General features: G+C 44.2%; 23 protein-coding genes. 13 read left to right on the forward strand and 10 right to left on the reverse strand.

Going from position 1 to position 26,464, the window contains the following annotated elements; genetic code table 11:
* The first annotated feature begins 1 nt into the window (after window position 1).
* Both ACXACM_RS15005 and ACXACM_RS15010 read left to right on the forward strand, forming a co-directional pair.
* Entirely contained in the window at window positions 2-907 is a 906-nt protein-coding gene (locus ACXACM_RS15005) for a LysR family transcriptional regulator (RefSeq protein ID WP_474822728.1), read from the forward strand.
* A gap of 74 nt (window positions 908-981) precedes the next feature.
* The gene (locus tag ACXACM_RS15010) at window positions 982-2,442 is read left to right on the forward strand and encodes a polysaccharide lyase family 7 protein (RefSeq protein ID WP_474822729.1); all 1,461 of its coding nucleotides are present in this window, start codon (window positions 982-984) and stop codon (window positions 2,440-2,442) included.
* A gap of 50 nt (window positions 2,443-2,492) precedes the next feature.
* Here ACXACM_RS15010 and ACXACM_RS15015 read toward each other — a convergent pair whose 3' ends face one another.
* The 3 genes from ACXACM_RS15015 to ACXACM_RS15025 form a co-directional block, all read right to left on the reverse strand.
* Window positions 2,493-3,476: a polysaccharide lyase family 7 protein gene (locus ACXACM_RS15015; protein ID WP_474822731.1), complete on the reverse strand. Its 984-nt coding sequence runs from the start codon at window positions 3,474-3,476 to the stop codon at window positions 2,493-2,495.
* Between the two features lie 168 nt (window positions 3,477-3,644).
* The gene (locus ACXACM_RS15020) at window positions 3,645-4,916 is read right to left on the reverse strand and encodes an O-acetylhomoserine aminocarboxypropyltransferase/cysteine synthase family protein (protein WP_474822732.1); all 1,272 of its coding nucleotides are present in this window, start codon (window positions 4,914-4,916) and stop codon (window positions 3,645-3,647) included.
* 344 nt (window positions 4,917-5,260) lie between these two features.
* On the reverse strand, window positions 5,261-5,596 hold the full coding sequence (locus ACXACM_RS15025; protein ID WP_474822733.1) for a DUF3718 domain-containing protein: 336 nt from the start codon (window positions 5,594-5,596) through the stop codon (window positions 5,261-5,263).
* A gap of 344 nt (window positions 5,597-5,940) precedes the next feature.
* Here ACXACM_RS15025 and ACXACM_RS15030 point away from each other — a divergent pair, with 344 nt between their 5' ends.
* The gene (locus tag ACXACM_RS15030; protein ID WP_474822735.1) at window positions 5,941-7,359 is read left to right on the forward strand and encodes a diguanylate cyclase; all 1,419 of its coding nucleotides are present in this window, start codon (window positions 5,941-5,943) and stop codon (window positions 7,357-7,359) included.
* Window positions 7,360-7,469: 110 nt separating this feature from the next.
* Here ACXACM_RS15030 and ACXACM_RS15035 read toward each other — a convergent pair whose 3' ends face one another.
* Window positions 7,470-7,685: a DUF2061 domain-containing protein gene (locus tag ACXACM_RS15035; protein ID WP_474822737.1), complete on the reverse strand. Its 216-nt coding sequence runs from the start codon at window positions 7,683-7,685 to the stop codon at window positions 7,470-7,472.
* A 236-nt stretch (window positions 7,686-7,921) separates the two neighbouring features.
* Here ACXACM_RS15035 and ACXACM_RS15040 point away from each other — a divergent pair, with 236 nt between their 5' ends.
* Together ACXACM_RS15040 and ACXACM_RS15045 are read left to right on the forward strand one after the other, a co-directional pair.
* Window positions 7,922-8,944, forward strand: a complete 1,023-nt coding sequence (locus tag ACXACM_RS15040; RefSeq protein WP_474822739.1) for a serine hydrolase domain-containing protein — start codon at window positions 7,922-7,924, stop codon at window positions 8,942-8,944.
* Window positions 8,945-9,238: 294 nt separating this feature from the next.
* Entirely contained in the window at window positions 9,239-9,898 is a 660-nt protein-coding gene (locus ACXACM_RS15045; protein WP_474822740.1) for a hypothetical protein, read from the forward strand.
* A 59-nt stretch (window positions 9,899-9,957) separates the two neighbouring features.
* On the opposite strand, the gene ACXACM_RS15050 is transcribed toward ACXACM_RS15045, so the two are convergent.
* Complete coding sequence (locus ACXACM_RS15050; RefSeq protein ID WP_474822742.1) at window positions 9,958-11,292, reverse strand: McrC family protein; 1,335 nt, start codon at window positions 11,290-11,292, stop codon at window positions 9,958-9,960.
* A complete protein-coding gene (locus ACXACM_RS15055) occupies window positions 11,285-13,387 on the reverse strand; it encodes an AAA family ATPase (RefSeq protein WP_474822743.1) in 2,103 nt (700 codons plus the stop codon). The genes ACXACM_RS15050 and ACXACM_RS15055 overlap by 8 nt, the downstream gene beginning before the upstream one ends.
* A gap of 244 nt (window positions 13,388-13,631) precedes the next feature.
* Here ACXACM_RS15055 and msrA point away from each other — a divergent pair, with 244 nt between their 5' ends.
* Window positions 13,632-14,228: a peptide-methionine (S)-S-oxide reductase MsrA gene (gene msrA / locus ACXACM_RS15060; protein WP_474822744.1), complete on the forward strand. Its 597-nt coding sequence runs from the start codon at window positions 13,632-13,634 to the stop codon at window positions 14,226-14,228.
* Window positions 14,229-14,368: 140 nt separating this feature from the next.
* Window positions 14,369-14,734: a hypothetical protein gene (locus tag ACXACM_RS15065; protein ID WP_474822746.1), complete on the forward strand. Its 366-nt coding sequence runs from the start codon at window positions 14,369-14,371 to the stop codon at window positions 14,732-14,734.
* A 34-nt stretch (window positions 14,735-14,768) separates the two neighbouring features.
* On the opposite strand, the gene ACXACM_RS15070 is transcribed toward ACXACM_RS15065, so the two are convergent.
* Window positions 14,769-16,055 (reverse strand): ABC transporter substrate-binding protein, encoded by a 1,287-nt coding sequence (locus ACXACM_RS15070; RefSeq protein ID WP_474822747.1) that lies wholly within the window; start codon window positions 16,053-16,055, stop codon window positions 14,769-14,771.
* 416 nt (window positions 16,056-16,471) lie between these two features.
* On the opposite strand from ACXACM_RS15070, the gene ACXACM_RS15075 reads away from it, so the two are divergent.
* Window positions 16,472-16,654, forward strand: coding sequence for a hypothetical protein (locus tag ACXACM_RS15075; RefSeq protein WP_474822749.1), 183 nt, complete (start codon window positions 16,472-16,474; stop codon window positions 16,652-16,654).
* Window positions 16,655-16,873: 219 nt separating this feature from the next.
* Here ACXACM_RS15075 and ACXACM_RS15080 read toward each other — a convergent pair whose 3' ends face one another.
* Entirely contained in the window at window positions 16,874-19,285 is a 2,412-nt protein-coding gene (locus ACXACM_RS15080; RefSeq protein WP_474822750.1) for an SUMF1/EgtB/PvdO family nonheme iron enzyme, read from the reverse strand.
* 814 nt (window positions 19,286-20,099) lie between these two features.
* Here ACXACM_RS15080 and ACXACM_RS15085 point away from each other — a divergent pair.
* The 3 genes from ACXACM_RS15085 (at window position 20,100) to ACXACM_RS15095 (ending at window position 22,588) form a co-directional block, all read left to right on the forward strand.
* Complete coding sequence (locus ACXACM_RS15085) at window positions 20,100-20,576, forward strand: hypothetical protein (protein WP_474822751.1); 477 nt, start codon at window positions 20,100-20,102, stop codon at window positions 20,574-20,576.
* A 424-nt stretch (window positions 20,577-21,000) separates the two neighbouring features.
* Window positions 21,001-22,002 (forward strand): ribosome biogenesis GTPase YlqF, encoded by a 1,002-nt coding sequence (gene ylqF, locus ACXACM_RS15090; RefSeq protein ID WP_474822753.1) that lies wholly within the window; start codon window positions 21,001-21,003, stop codon window positions 22,000-22,002.
* Window positions 22,003-22,123: 121 nt separating this feature from the next.
* Window positions 22,124-22,588, forward strand: coding sequence for an NADAR family protein (locus tag ACXACM_RS15095; RefSeq protein ID WP_474822755.1), 465 nt, complete (start codon window positions 22,124-22,126; stop codon window positions 22,586-22,588).
* Here ACXACM_RS15095 and ACXACM_RS15100 read toward each other — a convergent pair.
* Window positions 22,585-24,213 carry an NAD(P)/FAD-dependent oxidoreductase gene (locus ACXACM_RS15100; RefSeq protein WP_474822756.1) on the reverse strand — a complete coding sequence of 543 codons (1,629 nt, stop codon included), beginning with the start codon at window positions 24,211-24,213 and terminating at the stop codon, window positions 22,585-22,587. The two genes, ACXACM_RS15095 and ACXACM_RS15100, sit on opposite strands and share 4 nt — an antisense overlap.
* Window positions 24,214-24,397: 184 nt before the next feature.
* On the opposite strand from ACXACM_RS15100, the gene fdxA reads away from it, so the two are divergent.
* Complete coding sequence (gene fdxA / locus ACXACM_RS15105) at window positions 24,398-24,721, forward strand: ferredoxin FdxA (RefSeq protein ID WP_474822758.1); 324 nt, start codon at window positions 24,398-24,400, stop codon at window positions 24,719-24,721.
* A 30-nt stretch (window positions 24,722-24,751) separates the two neighbouring features.
* Here the strand turns inward: fdxA and rlmE are convergent, their stop codons facing one another.
* The gene (gene rlmE / locus ACXACM_RS15110; RefSeq protein ID WP_474822759.1) at window positions 24,752-25,372 is read right to left on the reverse strand and encodes a 23S rRNA (uridine(2552)-2'-O)-methyltransferase RlmE; all 621 of its coding nucleotides are present in this window, start codon (window positions 25,370-25,372) and stop codon (window positions 24,752-24,754) included.
* Between the two features lie 152 nt (window positions 25,373-25,524).
* Between rlmE and ACXACM_RS15115 the strand changes: the two genes are divergently transcribed.
* Window positions 25,525-26,271 (forward strand): TrmH family RNA methyltransferase, encoded by a 747-nt coding sequence (locus ACXACM_RS15115; RefSeq protein ID WP_474822760.1) that lies wholly within the window; start codon window positions 25,525-25,527, stop codon window positions 26,269-26,271.
* The last annotated feature ends 193 nt before the right edge of the window (window positions 26,272-26,464 follow it).

The raw sequence follows: 26,464 nt of genomic DNA on the forward strand, positions 1-26,464 counted from the left end.
AATGTCTTACCTAACACAATTAAAAACCTTTGTTGAAGTATATCGGGCGCAAAACATCACTCGTGCGGCTTCAAATCTCGGCATGTCGCAACCTGCTGTCACTGCCCATATTCAAACCATGGAAACAGTCATCGGCAAACCGCTTTTTACCCGCAAAGCGCGAGGCGTTGAGCCTACTTCTGTTGCCCATGACTTAGCGCTTCAGGTGTCGTCTCACATTGACATTCTCGAACAAAAAATTACTTCAGTGCGCAGTCGTTCCAATGCAGTTATGGGAACGGTGAATGTTGGCGGGCCCGCAGAATACCTCAGCGATGTATCTGGCCCGCAACTGGCGAATCTGCTGCAGTCTGGCAATGTAAAAATGGTGCTGCATATTGGCAACAAAGTCGATATATATCAGTCCCTCGAAGACGAACTGGTAGACATTGCAATAACCGCGTCACTTCCCGACAGTAACCGCTTCGATTTTTTAGTACTGGACAAAGAAAAGTTACTTTTGGTGATGAATCGTGTAGAAGGAAAACAGTTGCTGGACAAAGACATCAGCGCGGAGATGTTAAATAGCTATAACCTGGTGACCTATGATCAGGAACGCCCACTGGTCAGGCAGTATTTTCAACAAGTATTTAATGCGCCGTGCGACTCTAATGTTGTTGCTCTTTGTCCGGATATTCGCACTATCGCCAGTATTATAAAAGCGGGCGTTGGGTATTCTGTACTACCCGATTACCTGTGCAGAAAAGCTATAGCGAGAGGTGAACTGATCCAGTTAGGCCCGGTTGGGCCTGAGAACTATATCTATCTTGTTTGGAAAAAAGGCGCACTGAAACACCCACGAATTGCTTTTGCAAAAGATGTAATTAGTGCCTTTGGGAATATAAATCTAAATTACGGGATATTTTAAACCAAATTGGTTAGACAATAAGCGCACAAAAAATTAACATGAAAGAAAAAAATTGCTAACCAATAGGTAATAAAATGAAACTAAAAACTCCCCTACCAAAAACTGAGCAATGGCGACCACGCCTCAGATTTTCCTTTTATCTCTGTACAGCCGCACTTCTGGTAGCGTGCGGAGGAGGTGGTGGTACATCGACTACTAGCCAACCCACGCAACCGGTTAACCAAACCCCACCCACCAACAATACGTGTAGTGAGCAAAGTATTCCCGTAGTTAACGTCAGCGCCAATGACAACAGCTTGCCTGATTACTCCGCAACACTCGCTGCTGATGGCGATACTTCCGTGCAATCCCGCTGGGCATTTAGCGGTGACGATGGGCAGTTAATACTTGATTTAGGCAGCGAAAAAACCGTTGGCGCTCTGGCAGTTAAATGGTTTGAAAGCACTAAAAATAGTAATCGCTTTCAAATAGACTCGTCCACGAATAATGATTCCTGGCTTCAGGTGAGTGACGTTTTATCATCGAGCACTCAACAAGGTGGTTTTGAACTCTATCCTTTAACAGAAAGCCAGGCCCGCTACATACGCATTTCAGTAGAGGGTAACAGCACCGTCAATGGTATAGTGGAAGTAGAAGTCTATGAATGTCAGACACAAGCGGGCAAATTTAATCAAACCCTTCCATCTGAAACCGGCATCGAGCTCGATGACTGGTATTTGAGTATCCCCATTGACGAAGACGAAAACGGGCGCTCAGACAGCATTTCAGAAACGGTACTTGCTAACGGCTATGCCCATTCTGATTTTTTCTACGCTAGTGACGATGGTGGCATAGTAATGCGCTCACCTTCGTACGGATTTAAAACATCTCAAAATACTCAATATGTTCGGGTCGAGTTAAGAGAAATGCTCAGACGGGGCAATACCGGTATATCCACACAGGGAGTAAATAAAAACAACTGGGTCTTTGGAAGTACTTCTGCACAAGCGCAACAGCAGGCTGGCGGCGTCGACGGTGATCTCCATGTGTCTCTGGCGGTTAATGAGGTTACCACCAGCGGGGAAAACTACCAGATTGGTCGCGTTATTATCGGCCAGATCCACGCCAATGACGATGAACCCATTCGACTGTATTATCGCAAGTTACCTGGTAATGAGAACGGATCCATATACTTTGCTCACGAGAGCCGGGAGACAGACAGTGACGGAGACAATATTGAGACGTACGTAGAGATGATTGGAAGCCGTTCTAACAGCGCGTCAAACCCGTCAGATGGCATCGCACTTGACGAGCGATTTGACTATCACATTTCGGTGGACGACAGTTTACTTACAGTGAGCATTAGCCGCAGTGGTAAGGAAGATGTGGTTGCCCATTACGATATGACCAATAGTGGATATGATGATAGCAGTCAGTACCAGTATTTTAAGGTAGGCGTTTATCACGTAAACAATTCCAGCGACCCGGATGAGGCAGCCCAAGCTACGTTTTATACAATACGCAATAGCCATACAGGTTACGTATTTAGCGAATAATAAGTAGATAAAAGCCTGTCATTTGGTATGGCAGGCTTGGTAAACAACCTTTAATGCTCGTATTGAAGGTGATAGAAAGTAGCCTGCACGTAGTCTCTTTTATCACCGCTGTTATTTTGATTATACACACCCGCTTTGAAGTACATATATTGGTCACCGCCGAAGTAACCACTGTCAGACATATCATAAGACTTGGTCACATTCGCTTTGCCTGTTCTTATCAAAGTGACATGCAGTACATTATTTTCAACAGTAATTTTGTAGCTGAACGGTTCATTCAATGCAATACCGTCTTCAGGATCAGCCAGCGTGTGAGAACGAGAACCGATCAAATTCACCCACACATCGTCCCCGTCATTAATTTCGTGGGCAAAATACACTGATCCCTTCTCATTATCAGGCAACTTGCGGTAATAAAGACGAATGGGCTCATCATTAGTGGCATGGATCTGCCCGATGATAACCCTCCCTACTTTCTTTTCATCGCCAGTTGTTGATACCCGATTGACCGCTAATGTCGCTTCAAGACTCCCTTCTACGGCACCTGCTTCACGCCGTAAGGAACTATGGGCACCACTGAATACCCAATTATTTTCAGTTACACCCTGAGTCTTGATACGACTATTACCACGTCTGAGCATTTGTCTTAGTTCAGTTCGGGCATATTTTGTGTTTTTTGACGTTTTCGCCCCTTCATTGGGACAGGCGAAAACCATACCGCCATCACTGGCAGTATAAAACAGAGGTTTAACCTGAAACTCATCACTTAGAGGCCGTTCGTAAACTAAATCAGCTTTGCCATCTTTATTTACGTCTGTAGGCAGGGTCAAACTCCACCCCAGTAAATCAAAGTTCCCGCTTGGTGCTTTATCTGGGCTTAACCCATCCATCTTGCCTAGCAGAACACCATCAGCTAATGCTTGGTGAGACGCAGCAGGTAACAAGGAGACCAGCTCTTCTCCCTTGCTGTTTATAGCGTACAAAATTGTAGCGACAAGAATAAAACGAATTGTGTAGGGAATTATACTTCTCATTGGTCATCCAGTTTGGTAATAAAAATTATTAAAAATGTTTTAACCGATCATGAAGACCAAATCAACAAATCATTTACAAATTAAGATTTCGAGGCTGTAGTTTAGATCAATAGATATAAAAAAACAGACATGCACTTAACGTGGATGTCTGTTTAATCGAAGATCCTACTATGCTTTATCGAGCGCTTGGGAAACGTCTGCAATAATATCGTCTATGTGTTCAATTCCGACGGAAATCCGTACTAAATCTTCACTTACGCCAGCTTTAGCTAATTCTTCACTATTTAACTGTCTATGCGTGGTTGAGGCAGGATGACAAGCCAGCGATTTTGCATCACCAATGTTTACCAGGCGCAAGATCATGTCCAAGGAGTCAATAAACCGACTACAAGCTTCAAGGCCACCATCAATGCCAAAACTTAAAATACCTGATGCCCTACCCCCTGTAACTTTTTGACAATTTTCAAAGTGTGGGCTGTCAGACAAACCAGCATAATTGACCCATAACACTTTGGGGTGTTGTTGCAAATATTCAGCCAGTTTCTGGGTATTTTCACAATGCCGCTCCATGCGCAAACCCAATGTTTCCAACCCTTGTAAAATTTGAAACGCATTCATCGGGGAAATAGCCGCGCCCGTGTTACGAAGTGGTACCACACGGCAACGCCCAATGTACGCAGCTGCACCTAACGCCTCTGTGTACACAACGTCATGGTAAGATGGGTCAGGTTCGTTCATTACTGGAAACCGGGTTTTGTTTACCACCCAGTCGAATTTACCCGAGTCGACAATAATGCCACCAATGGAAGTACCGTGTCCGCCCATGTATTTTGTCAAAGAATGCACCACGATATCTGCACCCAATTCAAATGGCCTGCACAGATAAGGCGTCGCTACTGTGTTGTCAACGATCACAGGGACACCGTGACGATGGGCAATTTCTGATAAGCGCTCGATATCCACTACATTTCCGGCAGGATTCCCAATAGACTCACAAAAGATCGCTTTGGTTTTATCGTCTATGGCGGCTTCAAAGCCAGCGAAATCGTCAAATGAGACCATTCTTACTTCGACACCCTGACGAGGGAATGAATGAGCGAACAAGTTGTATGTTCCGCCATACAACTGACTGGTGCTAACGATATTGTCACCGACTTCAGTAAGACATTGTATTGAATAGGTTATTGCAGCCATACCGGAGGAAACTGCCAAGGCGCCAATCCCCCCTTCCATTGCTGCAACACGTTTCTCCAGTACATCAGTCGTGGGGTTCATAATTCGCGTATAAATATTTCCCGGCACAGCCAGATTAAATAGATCTGCACCGTGCTGGGTATTGTCAAAAGTGTAAGACGTTGTCTGGTAAATGGGAACCGCCGCAGCTTTCGTCGTTTCCTCTGATTTATATCCTTCGTGGAGTGCAATAGACTCAAGTTTCATCGTCATTCTCATCAATAAATGGTGTTGTTTGCTTTACGTTGTATTAAAGACCGAAAGCGACGCCTAGGTCACAATGTCGGCAATACAGAAAATTGGAATAAATGTTCTCACCTTAACCATCCAGGCAGGGTTAAGTGAAGACATCCTCCTAGACGATACCACTTTTAAGAAAAATATCACTCTTGGCGGACGAATTTTATCGTTGAGAAACATACAATAGAAGCTGTGAGGGGAAACGCAATGATGGGATTAAAAAATATACTGGCCAACAGGTAACTCATTCCGGCCCGCGGCTGCTGAGCCCGGGACTATCCGGAATGAGTGGACACTGGCACCGTTAGCGGTTACTTAGTAGCATCAATGCTAGCAATATAATTTCCGCTGTCGTAAGCACCATTTGTGATATAAGCGTTAATGCTGTCTGAGTTATCGCCATACTGGGCAACGAACTCTACAAAGGGCATACCGTTACAGCTTACTTCGCTTTCTACGAAACGCTTATCGACACCAGCATCTTTCATGGCATCCCGCAATTTAAACTTACTACCACTTGCTGCTGATAAACAGATTTTCGTCGTCATTGAATCATCAGAGCCAACAAGTTGTGGAGATGCTGAAACACCAGCAGCTAAACCAAAAGAAACACCTACAATTGCCATTACTTTAGTGATTACGTTCATTTTCATTTCCTTTTTCAATTAACAGTGTGATAAGCATGTTGCTTACTTCTCATTCAGCAACTGAGATGCCAACTTTTTAAATTGTTAATTTTCAATAGGTTAAAGAAAATCAGCGTGATGACTTAAAACTCATGTAGTCAAATTGAAAAAGGCAATGGTTAAAAAGGCTAATAAATAGCTAAAAATTTAACATCAAGAACAAAGTCAATTTTCACAGCAGTAAACTAGCAGAAGTTAAATTGCCTACTATACTAAAGTATAACGTTTAAATTTTGTACAAATCTTATATCAAGCTGAACCTGATTAATTGCTTTGACAAGCCATTGCAAGAAGGACGTGTGCACATGCAAGTTAATAATATCAGTTTAATCAACCTGCTAGAACACGCCCACATCGGTGTTGTTATACATAGGTGGGATACGACAATTGTCTATGCTAACCCGGCGGCACTTACTTTTCTTGACACGACTTTAGAAAATTTACAAGCCAGAAATGGTTTTGATGAAAGGTGGGAATTTATTGACAGGGAAAACCGGCGATTACATATTGAAGAGTTTCCAGTCAATAAAGTCATCAATTTACGCACTTCCTTACACGACGAAATAATTGGCATTGTAAATAATCATTCAGGAGACGTGACCTGGCTAAAAGTGAATGCCTATCCGGAAGGTTCTCCTGATGAAAACGCTTCTGCAAGCTTTGTAGTAGTTTACTTTACTGAAGTTACTGACCAAATTATCAATTTTTCATTTCAGGATATTGTACAGAATGCCCAGGATATGATTATTGTAACTGAAGCCGCCGACTTTTCCGGCCCATTGTCTCCCCGTATTATTTATGTGAATGACGCCATTTGCAAAGTCAGTGGTTACAGTGCTGAGGAGCTTATTGGCGAAACCCCACGCATTTTGCAGGGCACGTTAACTGACAAAACTGCCACCATGCGTATACGCCAGGCATTACAAGAGAATTCTCGTGTTAATGAAACTCTGCTGAATTACACAAAATCTGGCACGCCATATTGGGTAGAAATGAACATTTTTCCTCTTAAAAACAGTCTTGGTGAGGTGACTCATTTCGCAGCTGTAGAACGGGATGTCAGTACGTCGAAATTTCAGTCAGAACAGCTGAATAATCGGAATATCGAGCTTAAATCTATTCGAGAAAACCTCGAAAAGCTTGTTAGCGAGAGAACTAGAGAATTGAGAACTGCCAACGCAGCTCTTGAAAAACTGGCATACTTCGATTCATTAACCGACATACCCAATCGCAGAGCTTTTAACGACGCAATTAGCAAAGCGCTGGCCTCTTCTATTCGACACAATAATTCAATTCTTGTCGGTATTGCTGATGTCGACAATTTTAAGCAATTGAATGACACCTACGGTCATGCTTTTGGTGATGATGTCCTCATCGCAATCGCTGATGTTTTAAAACACTTTTTCCGCCAGGAAGACTGTATTGGAAGGATCGGCGGAGAAGAATTTGCATTCTGCATGGTAATTCCACCACATCTCGACCCATCTCTTTTGCTGGAACGCTTACGCAAAAAAGTAGAAGATATTCCCAGTGTTCAGGAGGCTTTCTCCGCTGTGACCATCACGGTAAGCCTTGGCGCTTACTGCGTTAGAGACGTAGAAGACCGTGATGCCAGAAAGCTTCTGACGATTGCAGATAGTGCATTATATAAGGCTAAAGAGAATGGAAAAAACCAAGCGCACATTGTGTACCAGAATGTTGCAGCCTCTTTAGATACAGCGTGATGTAGTCCAAATAATGCCCCGGTATTTCAGGTGAAATACCGTAAAGTAACTGGGTCGACGATCTACACCTGCGTCAGCAACCGGGTAATTAACGTAATTACGCTGACGCTTTATGAGTTAAGAACCATTGAATTCTGCCCGCCATCATTCTGTTTTGTTCTCTCAATGTTGTGCCAAACTTTTTCGTGAAAGTAAAAAGCAACAGTATTGATGGCAGGTTCCACCAACGCCATCAAGCCACCAATTAACATGCTTCCGGTAAGCAAATACGCTACGGTAAAGGCAACGGAAAAGTGCATAATGGCGAACGTAATCGTCTTTTTCATAGCATCCTCTTAAGTAAATTGTTTTCGCAAACCTGTTAATGAGAATTATTATCAATTAAGAGAGGGAATACAATAGCTCTTTTTCGATGAACATAATCAAGAATACCGATTAGTAATTGCATAGCCCCTACTATGCCCAAGAGCGGTTGAAGAACTTAATAATAAGCAATAACTTGGCTAGCGTGATAACTCAATGGCAGTTAGAGTGAAAAGGAAACGGCAACTAATAGACAAATATGAAAAAGAAAAATAATAAGGTAAAGATCCTGCTGAAAGTGTTAATCGCGTTGGTGTTAACCACATCCAGTATTTACGCGTTCGCTCCCTGGCAATTCGCCTTGTATTACTTCAAACCTTTGTCGGCGACCGTGGAAGAAGAATTGGCTCTGGCCACAAACAACGGTATCGACGGCATTATCGTTTATATTCAGCAAGGTGATAAGCCCGGCAAAACTTTTGCGTCTGGCTGGCATAACAAAGCTAAAGGGATCCCCGCCCTACCCGAAGCGCTGTTCAAAATCGCCAGTATTGCAAAACTCTATGATGCTGTGGCAGTTGCGAAGTTAAGTGCAGACGGCAAAGTAAACCTCGACAGCTCTCTGCCGTCGTATTTACCAGAACTTCGTGGCCGAATAGAAAACGCAGATAGTATTACCCTGCGAATGATGGTTCAACACCGAAGTGGCATACCTAATTTTACGGATCAAGATGGCTTCGATTGGGCAAAGAACGATCTGGACATTGACAAGCTTATCTTCGACAAGCCGGCAGACTTTGCACCAGGCACTGACTATGCCTACTCAAACACCAATTATTTACTCCTTCAACGGGTCATGACACGGGTGCTCGGATACAGTTACTTCACCTACATTCAAGACAACATACTGCAACCATTAAAGTTGAATGACACTTATGAATCTGTAAACCACATAAACAGTGAGCGGTTAATGAGTGGCTATTATGTTGGTTCCACTGACGAATTTAAATTTCTCGACCAGGGTATGATTGCCACCGCCCAAAACGTTGGCATTTTTGTTAAGGCGCTGAATGATGGTTCTCTGCTCACCGAAGAAGAGATGCAAATCTATCAAAACTTATATGAATTTGAACATACTGGCTGGGTTTTGGGTTATTCCAGTATCGCCAGATACAATCGGGAAAACGACAAAGTCGTGGTGCAATTTACAAATACCACTGGTAACGACATTGTGCTGCTCACACAAATTATCTACAGCCGAATTCTCAAAATAACAAATTGAAGCTGGCTTAGATTCAGTATTTGGCGACATTTATTGTATTGGAAACCACTGGGTTGGCAGCTTTGAAAGTTATTTGGAAACTCTACGGCTAGTTCAACGATCCACCATTCACTCGCACTAGCTCCAAAAATTCTTAAGTGTCAAAAATATTAACACTTCCAATTTCGCATATATTTAAGTCAATGAAATTCAAGAACTTTGCATTTGGCTCAACTTTTGCTTTACATTTATATAACAATAAAGTCATATTTTAAAATGACGAATGGATGACCAAACATATATAGGACTTAGCTTATGAATACATTAATCAAATCATTAATAATGACCGTTGCCGTTTCCCTGTCTCCAAGCACTTTTGCAACCATCATTACTTTTGATGGCGAAACTCCAGTATTCGAGATCCCCGAAGATTATGGAAGTAACATTTCTTCTGCCTCAGCCTCGTTTCTGGAAGGTAATGGTTTTACAGCAAATATAGCAGTGAGCTATTCGCGAGATAACGGCAACTCAAATTTTTCGGTTTGGGATGGCTATTCTTTATTAGATAATGCGTTGGGGCATACCTTGTTTGATGTTCCTGGTGAAATCATCTTCACTGCTGAAGCAGGGTATGGCGTTATCCTCAATAGTTTTGATTACGCGGCCTGGTCGGGTGAGTACGACGCTCGAATCCAGGTCTTCGGTGATAGCGATCAGGTACTATTTGATTCTGGAATGTTTACCTTGAACGAAAATCAGGGTATTCAGAGTTCCACTTTCAGCCCTTTGTCATCTTTGTCAACGATGCGAATTAGGTTTGAAGATTTTGGCGATCTTGCCATTGACAATATAAATTTCGACCAATTCGCTCTTAACCCACAAGTTAATGCTTCAGAGCCGGGCACGTTAGCACTTTTAGTCCTGTCAATGTTAGCAATAGTGAGAATAAATAGACGCAATTTCTCGCTAAAATAACTGTTCCTTATGCATGCTTTACAAGGCCTGATTCAATCAGGCTTTGTGCATGCAAAGTCTCAGCTCACAGAAAATACCGACTCCGCTTTTTCTGGCCAATAACATCTTTGGGTATCCCCCACATCCGCGGCACAATCGAAAGGAATCACCCATAATTTAAGTGCACTGTTGTCATCAAAGTCAAAACTACAGGAAATAGGCTGAGTAAATTGGGCGTGCCTGGGATAAATTAGGTACATGTCGCCCTCTCCTTTCAAGTACTTTTGTCCATAAGCATACATCTGGTAAAAATCAGATTGAGACAAACCATAATGATTGTCAGTCTCGCTGCTATTTAGCAGTTTCCATTTGGTGTCCATTATGGTTTTTCGCTTCCCAGCCGAAAGTTTGAAATCTGGTTTAAGCTGAAACCGACGGGTATTTTCACGGTAGACCAAATACTCTGATGCTACCTGAGTGCAAACTTGCGTATTGTCGGGAGATATTTTGCGCAAGGTACTGGCCACAAAGTGTTCGAAAACACGCTCCATTGGAAATAAAAGAGACACGGCATAACTATCACCTTTTCCCGCCAGTGGCGACATTTCATCCAGCACTATTTTTACCCACTGAAGAGGAAGCTTATAATAGGCCATACCACGGTCTAAACGCACGGCAGCAAAATCGCTTTTTATATTTTGGCTAACAGGCACATCAGCAAAGACAAACAATAGCTCCCGGAGTAACTTTTGATTCTCATGACTTCGACAATAAGTCTTCACTTTGTGAAGCGCGCTGTGAATAAGGCGGTTTGCAGGCCTGTCAGGCAAGTATTCATCAAACTCAACGAAAAACCGGTGCTTATTTATATAATTGCGCTTAACGTGTTCAGAAAGCTGTAGCTTTCCTTTAAGCAATGGTAGATTGTCGCGACACGCCACATAATCACTACGCAATCCTCTCTTCACCAGCGTATTTACCGACGACAGAAATTGACTGACAAAGACTTCTAGCAATGGCATTTTGCGCAAGGAAACAAGCGCATCCTCGGTTTTGAGGTGATGCAAATGAGTATGGTACTTCAACATGGATAATAACGTTTCGCGATGATGCACTATGGCATTTTCGCGGGTCGTGCCTGGCTCAGTTATCCTGCCTATTTTGGGCAATATTTCAATGTGAGTACCATCAGGTGTGAATACCACGCCAGCGTAGTTTTTAACTTGCACGACTTCACAGTTGTCCGCCATTGTTAATGATAAAAACCGACTCTCTTTGGTACTACACAAACTCAACCGTTTTAAGTAAGCAAATGCCGCATCGGAAACAGCAACGATATTGTCAGATAACTCTGCTCCCTCACCAGCGCCGAGCTTATCAAACTCGAAAACAACAACGTATTGATGACTAGTCATTAGTTTCGTTCTTGCTTACTGAGCCCGCGTATACTTGTTGATAGGCTTCAGGTTGATTCCATACACATGATGGATCCTCAGAAACCGGTTCGAGGTTATAAACAACTTTGTTGCCTTCAAATGTGTCCAGACCGTGACCCGGGCCAAAGATATCGTTATACGAGTGACTCTCTTGTTTGATAAAATTGAATTTGCTGTTTTTAATACAGCCGAGTACGAGGCTAATTTTATTCCAATCTTCAAAAAAATATTCTTCAAGTAAGGGAATAATCTTATTCACGAATACGTTACGCAGAGTACTGAATGCCTCTGCTTCACTCTTCTCTTTCGCCATAACCACGGGCATAAAAAACGCATGGCCCAGGGTGTGCTCTCGGTCGTAGAGAATTTCGATTCGCCTGTTCATGGTATGAAGTAATTTGGAAAGGTCGACGCCTTTTACCTCATTATCCTCGAGTAAGCAGGGTTGTGGCATCATTTCGGTAAAGTCAAATCGCCTTCTCAAGGCCGTGTCGATTAAAGCCAATGAGCGATCCGCAGTATTCATTGTGCCAATTAAATACACATTATCGGGCACAGAAAAAGCCTGCTGAGAGTAAGGCAAGATCACTTCCAGTGCTTCCGTGTTGCCACCGCCTCTCGTTTGTCGTTTTGCAGGCTCAATAAGGGTAATCAGTTCACCAAAAATCTTGGAAATATTACCGCGATTGATTTCATCGATAATTAACACATAGTTTTGTGGCTTAGACGGTTTGTGTTTGAGTGTAATATTTTGCCGCGACATTTCCTCCAGTAGTGCATTCACTGAAATTCGATTCAGCGGATACACTGATTTTTGGACAAGGTTTTTGTTGTCGTTCAGCGCATAAATATCTAGGTTACATTCCGTAACTAACCAGTTTATTTTGCGGCAGTGAGGAAAGTGACGCTCAGCCAGGAAGCCATCCTGATGATACTCATAGTCGCCAGCGACAATACCAATGGCCTGAATCGTTCGTTGACTACTGATACAAAGTACCAGCTCGCCTTGCTGCATATGTCGGAAAAAATTATCTAATGTGTCGCGATTGTTTTTCCCTAAGTTAGCAAAGTAAGTCGCCTCTTGCTCAGATTGTACGCCCGCTAGATCACCGGTTTGCTCCCAGCCTAACGCCGCATACCCTTCTTTAAAACAGTAGTCTCGAACCGTACTTTTACCCACGCCATCAATTGAGAACTTCCACACGCGAGCGTTGTTGGCCAACCCCAAAGCCTCGCGAGCCTCATGATCTCTTGCTGCTGCACAAATCTCTTTAAAGACACCAGGCTTTACCTCGTAGCCAACATCACTGCCGTTATCACCAAGAACTGGTCGAATGCCCTCAACAAACTCATCGTACCCATAACTTTGGTGAAACGTGACAAAGCGAATTCGTTGCTGTGCCATTAAAGACTGATATTTCGCTGTCAAAGCAGCACGTTGTTCAGCGCTGCATGGTTTATCCTGGTCGATGTTTAACGATGCGTAAAACGCTGGTTCTGCAGCTTTCACCGCCGCTTGTAGGGTGTGATAGGTCTTTCCTGTCCCCGGCGGCCCGTAGAAAATCTGATTAAGCGACGACGAGGGAATCACCTGCTCACGTCCTTCAATCTCATTATCTTCTTCGAACTCATCTTCATTGTCGTCTGGATCGATGTCATCAACTGTATAGTTTCCCGGCAATCTCCCGGCCCCGGTTAACTGCGCAACACCCTCTACAGCAAACTGTTTTTTTAATTCAGCAAAAATTGCATCACGATTTTTTTCCGTGTCGTCAGTCAAAAGCACCGTTTGTTTTTCACTGCGCCCTTGGGTAGCTGGGAACCTGATAATAAATTTGCCGTTTTCCACCTTAAACCCACCTAACACTTTACCTTTTTGTAGTTGTGGCTTGCGTTGACCGAAGCGGATAGCGGTGCTTGTTTTATGCACATTCCAAAAATCAATGTCACTGTTGTACTCGCTAATGGCTTGAATAGCTCTCAACAATACGTGTTTATCAACTCCTTTTTTTTCTGAGAAAAGACGCGCTTTGGGGTAAACCGCATAGTCGTCCAAGGTGTGGGTGGTGTGCATGGATTGCTTCCTTGTTGAGTCTTTTTTCTGTGGTCGTAGTGATACTTATCTGTGTGTTAGCTTACTGATTATTTAGAGTAATTTTCTACCTCTATGTATTTAATTGGTATGGCCTTACATAACCAACTCACATCCATGTATGTTGGTTTTGATCTTATATTTTACCTAACTTATTGAAAGCTTTTGAGCATCAAACCGTTCTGTATTACGAACGTATAACCTTTAAAAATGCTTGCTAAGGAATATGATGAAAATTTTGCGTACTGTGCTGACTATGTGTGCCGTTGCTTTTGTTCCCAGCACTATCGCTGGTGAAGCTGTTTTGGCCGGTGGATGTTTTTGGTGTATGGAATCTGACTTTGAAAAGTTACCTGGCGTAACCAATGTAGTTTCAGGTTTTACTGGCGGTAGTGCGCCGAACCCAACGTACAAAGGTAATCACAAAGGGCATTATGAAGCAGTCAGAATTACTTACGACGACAACCAATTATCGTATAAGGATATTCTGAATCACTTTTGGGTAAACATTGACCCGTTCGACAGCCGTGGGCAATTTTGTGACAAAGGGCCAAGTTATTTAAGCGCTATTTTTGTCGCTAATGAAAACGAGCGCGTCATCGCACAGCAAACTAAAAAGACTGTTGAAGCACAGTTTCCTGATAAATCAGTAGTAACCCCTATTCTTGAACAATCTACCTTTTATCCAATTAAAGGTGATGAAATAGTACATCAGGATTTTTATAAAAAAAGTCCTCTGCGCTACAAATACTACCGCTGGAACTGTGGCCGGGATCAGCGCCTCGAAGAAATTTGGGGAGATAAAGCAGGCGGCAAGTCGTAACCCCATAGGCAGCGACATACTCTCAGCCGAAGGTATCATAGTGGTCGGTATATGCTGATAGCTATAAAATTCCTGGACATGAGGGTTGTAAATTTATCCAGAGGCAGTGCTGTGAAACAAATTCATTCAACGGTGGAAAAGTGCAACAACACGCCCCTAAAATTGGCATATTCTGGCTATACAATGCAAACATTATTGCTAAGACAATGAAGATTGCTGATGCCGCAGTCGACAGTATTGGCATCTGTGATAGCCCGTTTAGTCATGACATAGAATGGGAACGCAATTTTCTCTACTACCCGGACTTCCCAGAACTCTACGGCAGTGAATATCAGGCACTTCCCAGAGGACGAATTGTCTATAAAAGAAAAGGCAACCAATTTCGAGTTTATGCAGATAAAAAAATTCTGACTAATCAAGCCAATATGAAGCTGGTTGCAGCTAAATTTGAGATAACGAAACACCATTTGCTATGGTCTGCAGACCCTCATTACCGCACTTTTTAAATCTATTAAAAGCGGTATGCCATCAAGGTAATAGTCAATCAGCGAAGAACACTTCTTTTCTTGCGATTTCAAGTTGTGCAATGGTTCTGTCAACGTCACCGCTCGACAAAAACTCAACAAGAATCGCCATGTAAGGTTCATAATATGCTTTTTCAACACCTCGATCGAAATACTGCACAAGCTCTTTCGATGAAGAAATATGTCGGCTACCTGCCTGAATCAATTTGCTGCTACTTATTTGAGCCTTAGGATGAACAGGGAGATGATCTATCCTCTCGTTAATAAAAGCCTGAACCTCTTCACTAGAAATATATCGCAAAAACGTTTTTGCGATTTCTTTATTTCTGCTTTTTGAAGATATAATAAAGTAATCGACAGTAGATATTTCGTGTCTATAGATGTGCTCATATATCGTAGGAAATGGTGTATATCTCATGCTCACGCGCATATCATCAGGTAGTTGGCTTACTATATAATTACCTGAAAGTATCAAGCCTGCTTGTTTTCTGTACAACAACGGCAGTACCTGTTTATATGTGTATAGCGCTGAGTTGCTGAGAAAGCACTGGTTATCAATCAGCGTTTTCCATTTCTGAAAAACAGCCACCAGTCGTTCATCGGTAAAAGCAACCTCACCGTTCATCACTTTTATATGGAAAGACAGGCCGTTCATGCGAAGATTCAGATAATCGAACCAGGAAAAAACCGTCCATTGCTCCTTGGTACCCAGCGCAATTGGAACAATATTGTTTCGAGTAAGGACTTTGCAGGCTTGTAGAAGCTCTTCCCATGTCTCGACTCGCTTAATACCAAGCCCCGTAAACAACTCAATATCGTAGTACAGCCCCCAAAAACCCAGTGAAACAGGAATGCCGTATTGCTGTTGCTCGTAGGTAATAAATTCCTTTAGATCTGTGCGGTGATCCTCCATCAAAGGCTCAAGCCACAAATCAGTCACCGGCTCAACGAAGCCATCTACGATCAACTTCTTCAAGTCAGCGGGCCAGAGCCACAGCATGACATCTACATCAGGGTTATTTTTAAGCCAATCTTCCGATTTGAGCTTGTAACCCTCATCGTCTGAAGATAAATAGTCAATTAAAATATTAGGGCACTGATTGGAAAAATTCTCTGCGACCTCTTCAAATGCTGCTCGTTGGGCCGTGCTAAAGATGAGAAGAGAAACCGTAAGTTTACGTGGCCCTTTTCCACACTCATTAGCGAAGGTTGGCACGGTAGAAAATAATGAAAGCGACAACACTAAACATGCTTGTAGACAGCATTGTTGTGCGTATCTGGTCACACTCCTTTTATGAAACATGCGAACCACCTATAGCATATACAGTAGACTTGAGCCTGTTTACAAAATTAAGCCTTCTTCTCAAATTCCTGCATCAAAGTCAGTAAATGACAAACTTACTGACACTCTCGTTGTGTCAGCCTTTACATGAGTATAGGCGAGAACATGAAAGTCCACACGATACTGCGTGTTTCATAACTTTAATTCTTTTTTCTCCAGCAAAAAAAGGGGTGGAGGTAAAGCGTAAATCGGTCGGTTAGTCTTCACATTATTCTATTTTTAGCACTCTTAACATATTGTTATTCAACACTTGAATGGTCTCTGTTGACGTTGCTCTGCCCTCAATTTGACGTGTTTCAATAGATTCACGTCAATTTTCTCAGCGCCAACAGCCTTATGGTATTGTTCTAAAATGCGTCCTTATCCAAATACAATCAATGCCTACCGGAAGAATCAGGTATTTTCCCGACCTCACGCTTAGCGACCTTGAAGCAGAAGACTGGGATGACAGATGCTTAAAAACAGATACCGTTAACAAGTACAAACAGCGGTTCAATCAATTTTTTGATTGGGTATTAAGCAGATTGGAAGAAAATAGCGATACACGCGATATGCAATAGATTTCCATCTTAAAAATCTATACGCTGAAAACTGCAAATATAAAATGCCAGATTTAGGTACACTGAATACATAACTTGAATCAGCGAAGGAAGGTAAGTCCAACGCGCGTAAAAGCGCATGGGTTTAGCTGACTTTTTAAGGGCAGTCGATAATCAGTAACCTTACATTTATATTACTCAGTTACTCTGCTTTTTGAAACACCAAAGCCTAACAGTATTTTAATCGTGGGCAAGGCGAAAACCATACGTAAGAGTTCTTGTTGTAAGCACTTCCCAATCGCGAAAGCTACTTCTGAGATGTTTAGAATCACTTGCCCATGCCCCCCCCCGCACGACTCGCCTGGTACAATCTCCCGTGGCGACTGCGGCGCCATTCCCAGAAGCAGCATTGTAATTTTTTACCACACAGTCTGCCGTCCACTCGTATAGATTGCCGTGCATGTCATAAAGAGCATATGCATTGGGTTTATGAGACTTCACCTTCAAAGGGCCCTCTTCAATCGAGCTGCATTCCCCACCATCAGATCGCATGCCATAACGCGCGGCGCTGCAGTTTATCGTGTCGCCCCACGAATACCTGGATGTGGAGCCAGCTCTTGCTGCGTATTCCCATTCACCTTCGGTGGGCAGCCGAAAAGACATTCCGGACGCCTTATTTAACCACGGAATAAACTCGCGTGTAATATCTTCAAAACTGACATCGTGCACGGGATGTTGTCCTCGGCGTCCTCTCTTGGCAACTGCATTGTGGGAGCAGCCGCCAGCCAAAAAACAAGCGTCCCACATGTCGTATGTCACTTCACTGTCCATAAGCTTGAAAGCATTAATATTTACCACATGACGTGGCTTTTCACTGTCGAAACATACCGGATCACCCTGACTACAGCCCATCTCGAAACTGCCGCCCGGTATCGATTTTAAACTGCTAACAATTTTCTCTGGAGTTTGTTTTATCAAAGTTTGGACGATATTATTTCGCGCTTCCCTTGCATCAGTAATATGCGCTCCATCAGGCCACTTGGTGATATATTTCATAAAAGAACTGTAAGTGTTCTCGCTTTTAGCATTAAGCCAATCTTCTTTTTGCTCGCGCTTTTCTCGTTCTACTGACCTTTCGTTATTCTGTATAGTTCGTTCTAACCTGGCGGCTTCATACTGCGCCCGTTTACCTGCTTTCATTTGATGATCAATAACACCTAATAGCCCACCAATCACAATGATTGCGGCGATACCTATCGTGATTTTACGCCTTTTATTATGAGAGATCTTACCGGTGGTTGTTTCTGAGGAAGATGCCTGTTCGTGATGCTCATCTGTTTTTACTTTATCCGCCAATTCGGCATTGTCAGAAAACGATGACGAGCCCTTTTGTTGATCTGGAAACTTATGGTTCAGTAAAGCATCAAGTTGAGCTTTATCCCTTCCGGTAATAACAGTGGCAGCGTCAATGAGTGTTTTACGCTCGTTTTTTGTGAGAAAATTTTGACCATCAGCTCGTTGATTGAGTTTCTTTACCCATAGTTGAAACGCAGATTGCTGACTATTTTCTTGCGCTAATTGCTCTGATGTTTGATCAATCAACACGCGAATATCTTCATCATTGAGGTTAGCTAAATCTCCCAATGCTCTCAATATAGGTAAATCGCCAGATAAGATTTCTCCCTGGATTAAAAACAACTGAGCGATTTTATCCTGCAGAGGTTTTAGTTCAGCTTTGATATGGGTGTCTCCCCCGACCCAGGTGCTGGTTGCTTCCGTTTCTTCCTCGTGTCGCCCGGCATTACGATTTACCGCCCTTAATGCATTTAACATGTCTCCGGCGTTCTCGAACCGCTTATTTTTGTCTTGCTCTAGTGCTCTGAGAATGAGGTGATTAAGTTCATCAGATAGTCCAGGCTGATAAGCTTTCGGATCGGCATAGCGTCCCTCAGGTAACGTGCCTGTTAGCATGCGATACGCCAACACACCAACACTATAAACATCACTACTGGCATCGACATGCTTTGCACTTTGTCGTTGTTCCGGAGCCATGTAGTTGCGGCTGCCCATCCCAATACCACTCTCACTGTGCTCACTATCTGGTAATTTAGCTATACCAAAATCACACAGTCTCAATTCCTGCCGCTCGTTGAGCAAACAATTTGCAGGTTTAATATCGCGGTGAATAAGGTCTGCGTTGTGCACATCTTTTAACGCTATAAGCAGTTGTTCAAGATAATGGATACCTTTTGCTGTGGGCAAGCGTCGAGGCCTGTCTTCCTCATCAAGTTCGGCTACAACGGCGGCATTAGTTGAATCACTGCCCAGCTCATCTTTCAACGAGTGGGGCAAATAAGGCATAACGTAATATGGTGTGCCATCCGGCAACTCGTCAAAATCATACATTTCGACGATAAATGGATTTCGGCTTAACTGACGCAAGGTTTTGGCTTCATTTAGAAAGCGCTGTTTGAGAATTTCGCCAGCATCCTCGGCCGCAGACGTCACCTGATTGGCTAGGTTTTCATCCCGGATCTTAAACATTTTGATGGCAACTAGCTCGCCTAAGCGAGTGTCTTCACCTAAAAACACAGCACCGAAACCACCTCTTCCAAGTTCTTTTAGTACTCGATATTTACCTATGTGTTCCATACGAAGAATTCTTGTTATCTATGGCTAGTTCCAGTATGAAAAATTTTAAACTACTTTTAAAGCTTCTGATGCACATCTCGCACTTTGCTATCAATGAACAACTGCTAAATAACCAAAGAGGAGAAATGTTAATTCTCATTCAGTAATTCATTTTGTTGTTAGGAGGCCACCTCTGAATGAATCAAAACAACTCACGTCAGTGAACGACTACCAAATAAACGGTTATCAACTTTCCACGGCCCAAAAGGTCTGCCTGACATGCTGGAGTCAAAGTGAGCCAATGATGGGTCAGGCAGGTAAACAGCACGGGTATTAAATATGCCGCGCTGCCACTCACTTTAGTACAATTTTTGCTCAGCTTGGTAATTATCGGACCACAAAGACTAAATGGTCACGTGAACAACTCAAATAGGAATGTCGGTTTGCTTATTAAGGATAATAACTATGAAACACCTGCTTTTATGTTGTCTATTGTGCCTTTCAAGAGCGTCATTCGCCTCCCAGGACATTGATTTAATTCGTGCAAAAGCCCTGGTCAAACAAGTCGCAAATGGCCTCAAAAACATCAAACGCAAAAACCAACCGGTTTGTCTGGTCAGGCACTCTATAACTCACTGATCGCGAAATATCAGAAAAATAACCGCCCGGTCCTTGCTGACACCCCCCCCCTGCGCAGGCGGAAACGTGGGCAATGGCAATGCTTTCTCTAACTAAAGAACAGCGCATGGCCGACCAGCAAACTGTGAATCAGGCTTATAGTGAAGGTCGACTAAGCAAAGCCGAATACGATCGATTTGATCACTAGGTAAATACCATGTGGTTAAATCAAATCATCGAGCAGTTCCAGCAGGCATATACCCAGGCTGAAGGCCGCATCGCCACAGCTACAGGTACAGCTATGAAGGTATTGTACGTAAAACCCGACGACATGACAGGTGTTGTCAACATTACTAATACAACCCCTCATGATGCCTTGCTTGCCAAATTGCCTGATCATCAAAACGCAATGTCAAATATCCCCAAAAAGGTCAAAAAGCTGAATCCTGAGAGCCTGCACATGTTTGTGAATGGCAATAAGTTTTGTGAAATTACCAAAAAGGGCGAAGTCTGGGTGAGAGGTCGTAATGTCGCTACATTTAAATCTAATGGCGACTTCATCATGGGTGGTTCTGATACAGGTCTTCTGCAAGGCAACGGCGACTGGCGTAAAGCTGCAGTAGTGTACTTTTTTGGTATCTACGACAGCGTGAAAAGTATTGAGCATTTGTTTAACAAGGCGTTATCCAAATAGTCTGCTTGCTATGTAATTATTTGGTTAGTGGACGAAGTCGAGCTTTGTCAGCGCGAACAGCCCTTATGGTAAAATTCGAAAGTTTACAACTTAACCCCTGAGGAGATGCTAAGTCAATCTCAACGCTGCCATCAGGCTGTATCGTGTATGTAATCTTGACTTTTTTTCCCTAGGTGTAACGCCTGACGAGCCAAACTAGGCACCGTAGTTTGAAAACGGTCTGTGTATGTTGATTCAGTTTCTAACGCTACTTGTGCCAAAGTAGCCTCTAACTTTACCAGTTTCATTGGTTTTGATTTTAGTATGAACGAAAATGCACAAGTTGCTTAATGCTGAAGGATTGAAGTTTTGTGCACTCAGTGAACCGGCATTCTTATTCCAAATACAGTAAACTAGCGCAAAACTCCCGCCAAAGGACAGTAAAGTGGCACTACAATGGTTTCCCGGGCATATGCACAAGGCCCTTAAAGAAATAAAAGAGTCTGTTAATAAAGTCGACATTCTTATTGAAGTACTCGACGCACGTATTCCCTACTCCAGTGAGAACCCGGAAATTGCAAAAGTTCGGGGCGATACACCGTGCCTGAAAATTCTCAATAAATATGACTTAGCTGATCCGGAGCTTACCGCAGAATGGCAAGCTTATCTGGAAAGTGAGCGCGGGGTTACAACCATTACCACCACCAGCGATAGCCCGTCAGCCAGTCGTCAGATCATATCGATGATACGTGAGATTTGCGCCAGTAAAGAAGCGTCGGCCAAGTCTATCAATGCCATGATTACGGGGATTCCCAACGTCGGCAAATCGACGTTAATCAACATTCTTGCTGAACGTATTATTGCCAAAACCGGCAATGAGCCAGCGGTAACCAAAAGCCAGCAGCGCATTAATTTAGGCAGCGGCATAGTCTTGTTCGACACCCCCGGTGTACTGTGGCCGAAACTGGAAAACCCTAACTCCATTTATCGTTTAGCCGCGTCTGGGGCAGTAAAAAATACCGCTATGGAATTTGACGACGTGGGTTTTTATGCCGCCGATTACCTTATCAAAGCATACCCAACCCTCATGCAGGAGCGCTTTAAACTAACCGAAATCCCGCCAACGGAACTTGAGTTTCTGGAAGCCGCAGCCAAAAAGCGCGGTGCCATAATGAGCGGCGGCCGGGTGAACCTCCACAAGATTTGCGAAATTCTTTTGACTGAATTACAAGCCGGCAAACTGGGGCGCATTACACTTGAGACGCCCGACATGATCACGGCAGAAAAAGTGGAAATGGAGAAAGTAGCCGCGAAAAAAGCGGCGGATAAGGCCAAACGTAAAGAACGCTTTAAACAGGGTTCATTAACTCCCGACAAAAAAGACCGCAAAGAAAAGCGTGACGAGAAACGCCAGGAACAAAGCCAGCGTATGAAAAAGCGCCGCTAACACCGGCCACTCGCAATAAGTGCCGGGGTCAACCCGGCGCGCTAAAACGGTTCAGTTAAATTACAACCGCTGAATATTTCTTTATACTGACACTTATGACTATTTAGCCTTTGGATTCAACGTGTTTACAGCCAATTTAGCAATGGAAAAAGCGTTTCAGTTCTCTCGCTTTGACCTGTCTAATCCGTTATCGACCTGCTCTGCACATCCCATCCTACTGGATGACGAGAATTGGCTTACCTGTGAACATTACGTGCAGGCCAAAACACTCAGACGTGCTCAGCAAGCCAAAAAAGTTGCGTCCTTACCTACCGGCGAAAAAGCCTACGCATATGGCAAAGCCTGGTATCGCGGTAACATCGCCGACTATAAAACCACGGCGCCAATAATGATGAAACGAGCGTTGTACACCAAAGTGCAGATGTACGAAGAAGTACGCGAGGCGCTGTTTGCCACCGAGGACCGGCTAATTGTGGAAACGTCGCAATACGACTACTTTTGGGGTATTGGCCGTGACCAACGTGGCCTGAACCACATTGGAAAAGCCTGGATGGACATTCGCGACAAGTTACGGGCAGCTAACTAGCTGCTTTGCTGTGCCGCCACCATAGCCAGCGCCACCGCTTCTGCCACACGAATACCGTCGATACCGGCAGAAAGAATACCACCTGCATAACCCGCGCCCTCACCTGCCGGATACAACCCTGACACGTTCACGCTTTCATAGTCACCGGTTCGCTTAATACAAATAGGCGACGAGGTACGGGTTTCAACCCCGGTTAACATTCCATCGGCCTTGGCAAAGCCTTTGATCTGGCGGTCGAACGCTGGGATTGCCTCGCGAATGGCTTCGGTTACGAATTCAGGCACTATCTTGCTCAAATCGGTAAGCGTGATGCCCGGTGTGTACGACGGCGTGACATCGCCCAGTTCTTCACTGGATTTATTTGCCAAAAAATCACCAATTAGCTGGGCCGGCGCATTGTAGTTCTCGCCACCGGCATGAAATGCCGCTTCTTCCAGTCGGCGCTGTAGCTCAATACCGGCAAGTGGATGGCCAGGATAATCTTTTTCCGGGGTGATCCCTACCACGATAGCACTATTTGCGTTTCGTTCGTGACGTGAATACTGACTCATGCCATTGGTCACTACGCGACCCGGCTCAGAGGCAGCAGCAACCACTGTTCCACCCGGGCACATACAGAAGCTGTAAACCGAGCGGCCATTTTTACAATGGTGAACCAGTTTATAATCGGCCGCGCTTAAAATAGGATTACCTGCGTTATCCCCAAAACGACACGCATCTATCATGCTTTGTTCGTGTTCGATGCGAAACCCTACAGAAAAAGGCTTGGGTTCAATGTACACGCCCTGTTCGTGCAGTGCTGTAAAGGTATCCCGTGCACTGTGCCCGATGGCCAGAACCACAAACCGGCTTGCCAGATATTCACCGCTAGAAAGATACAGGCCTTTAATTTGATTGCCGTTGTCGGTTGCTTCCAGATCCAGCTTTTCAACTTTCGTGCTAAAGCGAATCTCACCGCCGAGCTCAATAATTTGCGCGCGCATTTTTTCCACCATATTCACCAGTTTAAAGGTTCCGATATGGGGTTTGCTTACATATTCTATTTCCGCCGGCGCGCCCGCGGCCACAAACTCATGCAGCACTTTGCGACCATAATGTTTGCGGTCTTTTACCTGGCTATACAGTTTGCCGTCAGAAAATGTACCTGCACCGCCTTCTCCAAACTGCACGTTCGATTCAGGGTTTAGCGGTTGCTTACGCCAGAAACCAAAGGTGTCTTTGGTGCGCTCTCTCACAGCCTTACCACGCTCAAGCACAATAGGTTTAAACCCCATTTGCGCTAAGATTAACGCGGCAAACAAACCACATGGCCCGAGCCCAACGACGACCGGGCGTTCAGTTAAGTTTTCTGGCGCTGATGCCACAAACTTGTATTGCATATCCGGCGTTGGTCGAACATGGGTTTGTTTCTTAAACTTCTCCAGCAGGCTGTCTTCGTTGCTAACGTCCACGTCCAGCGTATAAATTAACTGAATATCTTTGTTATTACGCGCATCGTAACCACGCTTAAATACATTAATGGCATTCAGCTGCCCAGCAGCAATGCCAAGGATTGCCAGTACGGCTTTTTTAAGCGCTTGTTCATCGTGGTTAAGGGGTAATTTGATGTCCGTTAATCGCAACATGGGGGCAGGTACTCTGGTTAATGCCGAACGGCCTCTCCGTCAGGGCAGCGTATTTTAAATCAGATCTAAAAATATAGGTAGCCACAGTCGTAAATTAGCAGTCATTCGCGCATTTCCACTTGTCTTTTGAGCTTGCTAATTTACACTTAGCGCCTGTTCACCCCGGATATCACATGAAACGCCAATGACCTTCGTAGTAACCGACAATTGCATAAAATGTAAATACACGGATTGTGTTGCGGTGTGCCCCGTAGATGCCTTTTTTGAAGGGCCAAACTTTCTGGCCATCGACCCGGCTATTTGTATTGATTGCGCGTTGTGTGTACCCGAATGCCCGGCCGAAGCGATTTTTCAGGATACAGCCTTGCCGCCAGGTCAGGAAGCGTATCTGGCGGTCAATGCAGAACTGTCGCAGCAATGGCCAAACATCACCGAATTAAAGCCCGCCCCGGCAGACGCTGATGAATGGAATGGTGTGCCCGACAAGCTGCCGTTGTTAGAAAAGTAGCCAAACGGCCATTAGCGGTAAAAAGAACGATTAGCCTTTAAAGCCTTTAGCAACCAAATAGACTTCACGTGAACGGGGACGCGACGCTGCAGGTTTACGCACAATAACCTTGTTGAATGAGCTACGCACATCTTTAACGTATTCATCGTAACCCACGCCCTGAAACACCTTGGCACAGAAGCTACCGCCAGGTTTTAATACGTTGCGCGCCATATCAAGGGCCAGCTCGACTAAATACATAGATGCATATTGGTCGGTTGTATTCACTCCGCTCAGGTTGGGTGCCATATCAGACACCACAGTATCGACTTGAGCATCGCCTAATGTTTGCAAAATCTGCTCGTAGACAGCTTCATCGGTAAAGTCGCCCTGAATAAAATCCACACCGACAATACTGCTCATCGGCAAAATGTCAGATGCGATCACTCGTCCGCTGTCGCCAACAATCGGCGCCACAATTTGTGACCAGCCACCCGGCGCAGATCCCAAATCCATGACCACACTACCCGCGCGGAACAAATCATCTTTCTCGTTAATTTCAATCAGCTTATAGCTAGCCCTGGAACGATATCCGTCTACCTGTGCTTTTTTCACGTAGATATCGTTAACGTGTTCGTCCATCCATTTTTTGCTGGTTTTCGATTTTGCCATTCTAATGCGCTGCGTTGAGAGTTGCGATGAGGGCGCTATTGTAATGGCTTAGCGCCGATTTGCAAAACCTCAACTGGCCTCCACGATATCAATTAGGCCGTCAAACCGGTACAATTCGCGTTTTGTTACTACCCACTGCGCAGAATTCGCCCATGAAACTCGACGATGTTAAAAAACTGCATCAAAAAAAATACCGTACGCAATTTGGTTACTATTTAGTTGAAGGCGAACATTTAATTCTTGAGCTGTTAAAAGCGCAGGCTAACAAGCAAGAGCAGCAGGCAATTACGCTCTACGTAACCGAACAATTTGAGCAGTGGGCACACGACCTGGCCAGCGCATTTACCATCGCGGTAGTCACGCAAAAACAAATGAGTCAACTTAGCGATACCAAATCCCCCCAAGGGCTGATAGCCTGCGTGCCCTTGCCCTCCAAACAAACCGTTAGACCGCTTGCAGCTGGTGAGCGCTGTATTTACCTGCATGAAGTGCAGGACCCCGGCAACCTAGGCACTATTCTTAGAACCCTGGCCTGGTTTGGTAACTTTCGGTTATTGCTGAGTCCGAACAGCGTAGACCCCTTCAACTCCAAAGTGGTGCGCGCAAGCATGGGCGCTATCTTTCATACGCCTGTAGAACTGGATGTAACCCTGGGATCGCTCTCAGAGCGATTCAAACAGTTCGCTTACTTAGACTTAAACGGCGAAGCTATCAACTCACCTAGCTTCGGCAACTTCGAATGCTATTTGTTTGGCAACGAAGCTCGCGGCGTACCAACCGAAGCGCTACAAACTTTTAATGCTGTACCGTTTACTATTGCTGGAAGTGGCGCCATTGATTCATTGAATTTGGCGTCTGCCGTGGGGATCAGTGTTTATCAGTTGGCGTTGGCCGAGTGATTTCATTTAAAGCAGCGTTTGTTATTGTTTTTTTTCTGAAAAGGAGTGTGAATTTAAGTGTTTGAACGAATGAGGGGTATCGCTGGGAGCGAGGAAGAGATTGGTCGGTGTGAGAGGATTTGAACCTCCGACCCCTGACACCCCATTTGTGGTATCGGACTGTAAACCGAGACTGCAAACAGCTTTTAAATCA

Source organism: Alteromonas sp. AWQ4_252 (assembly GCF_056158205.1).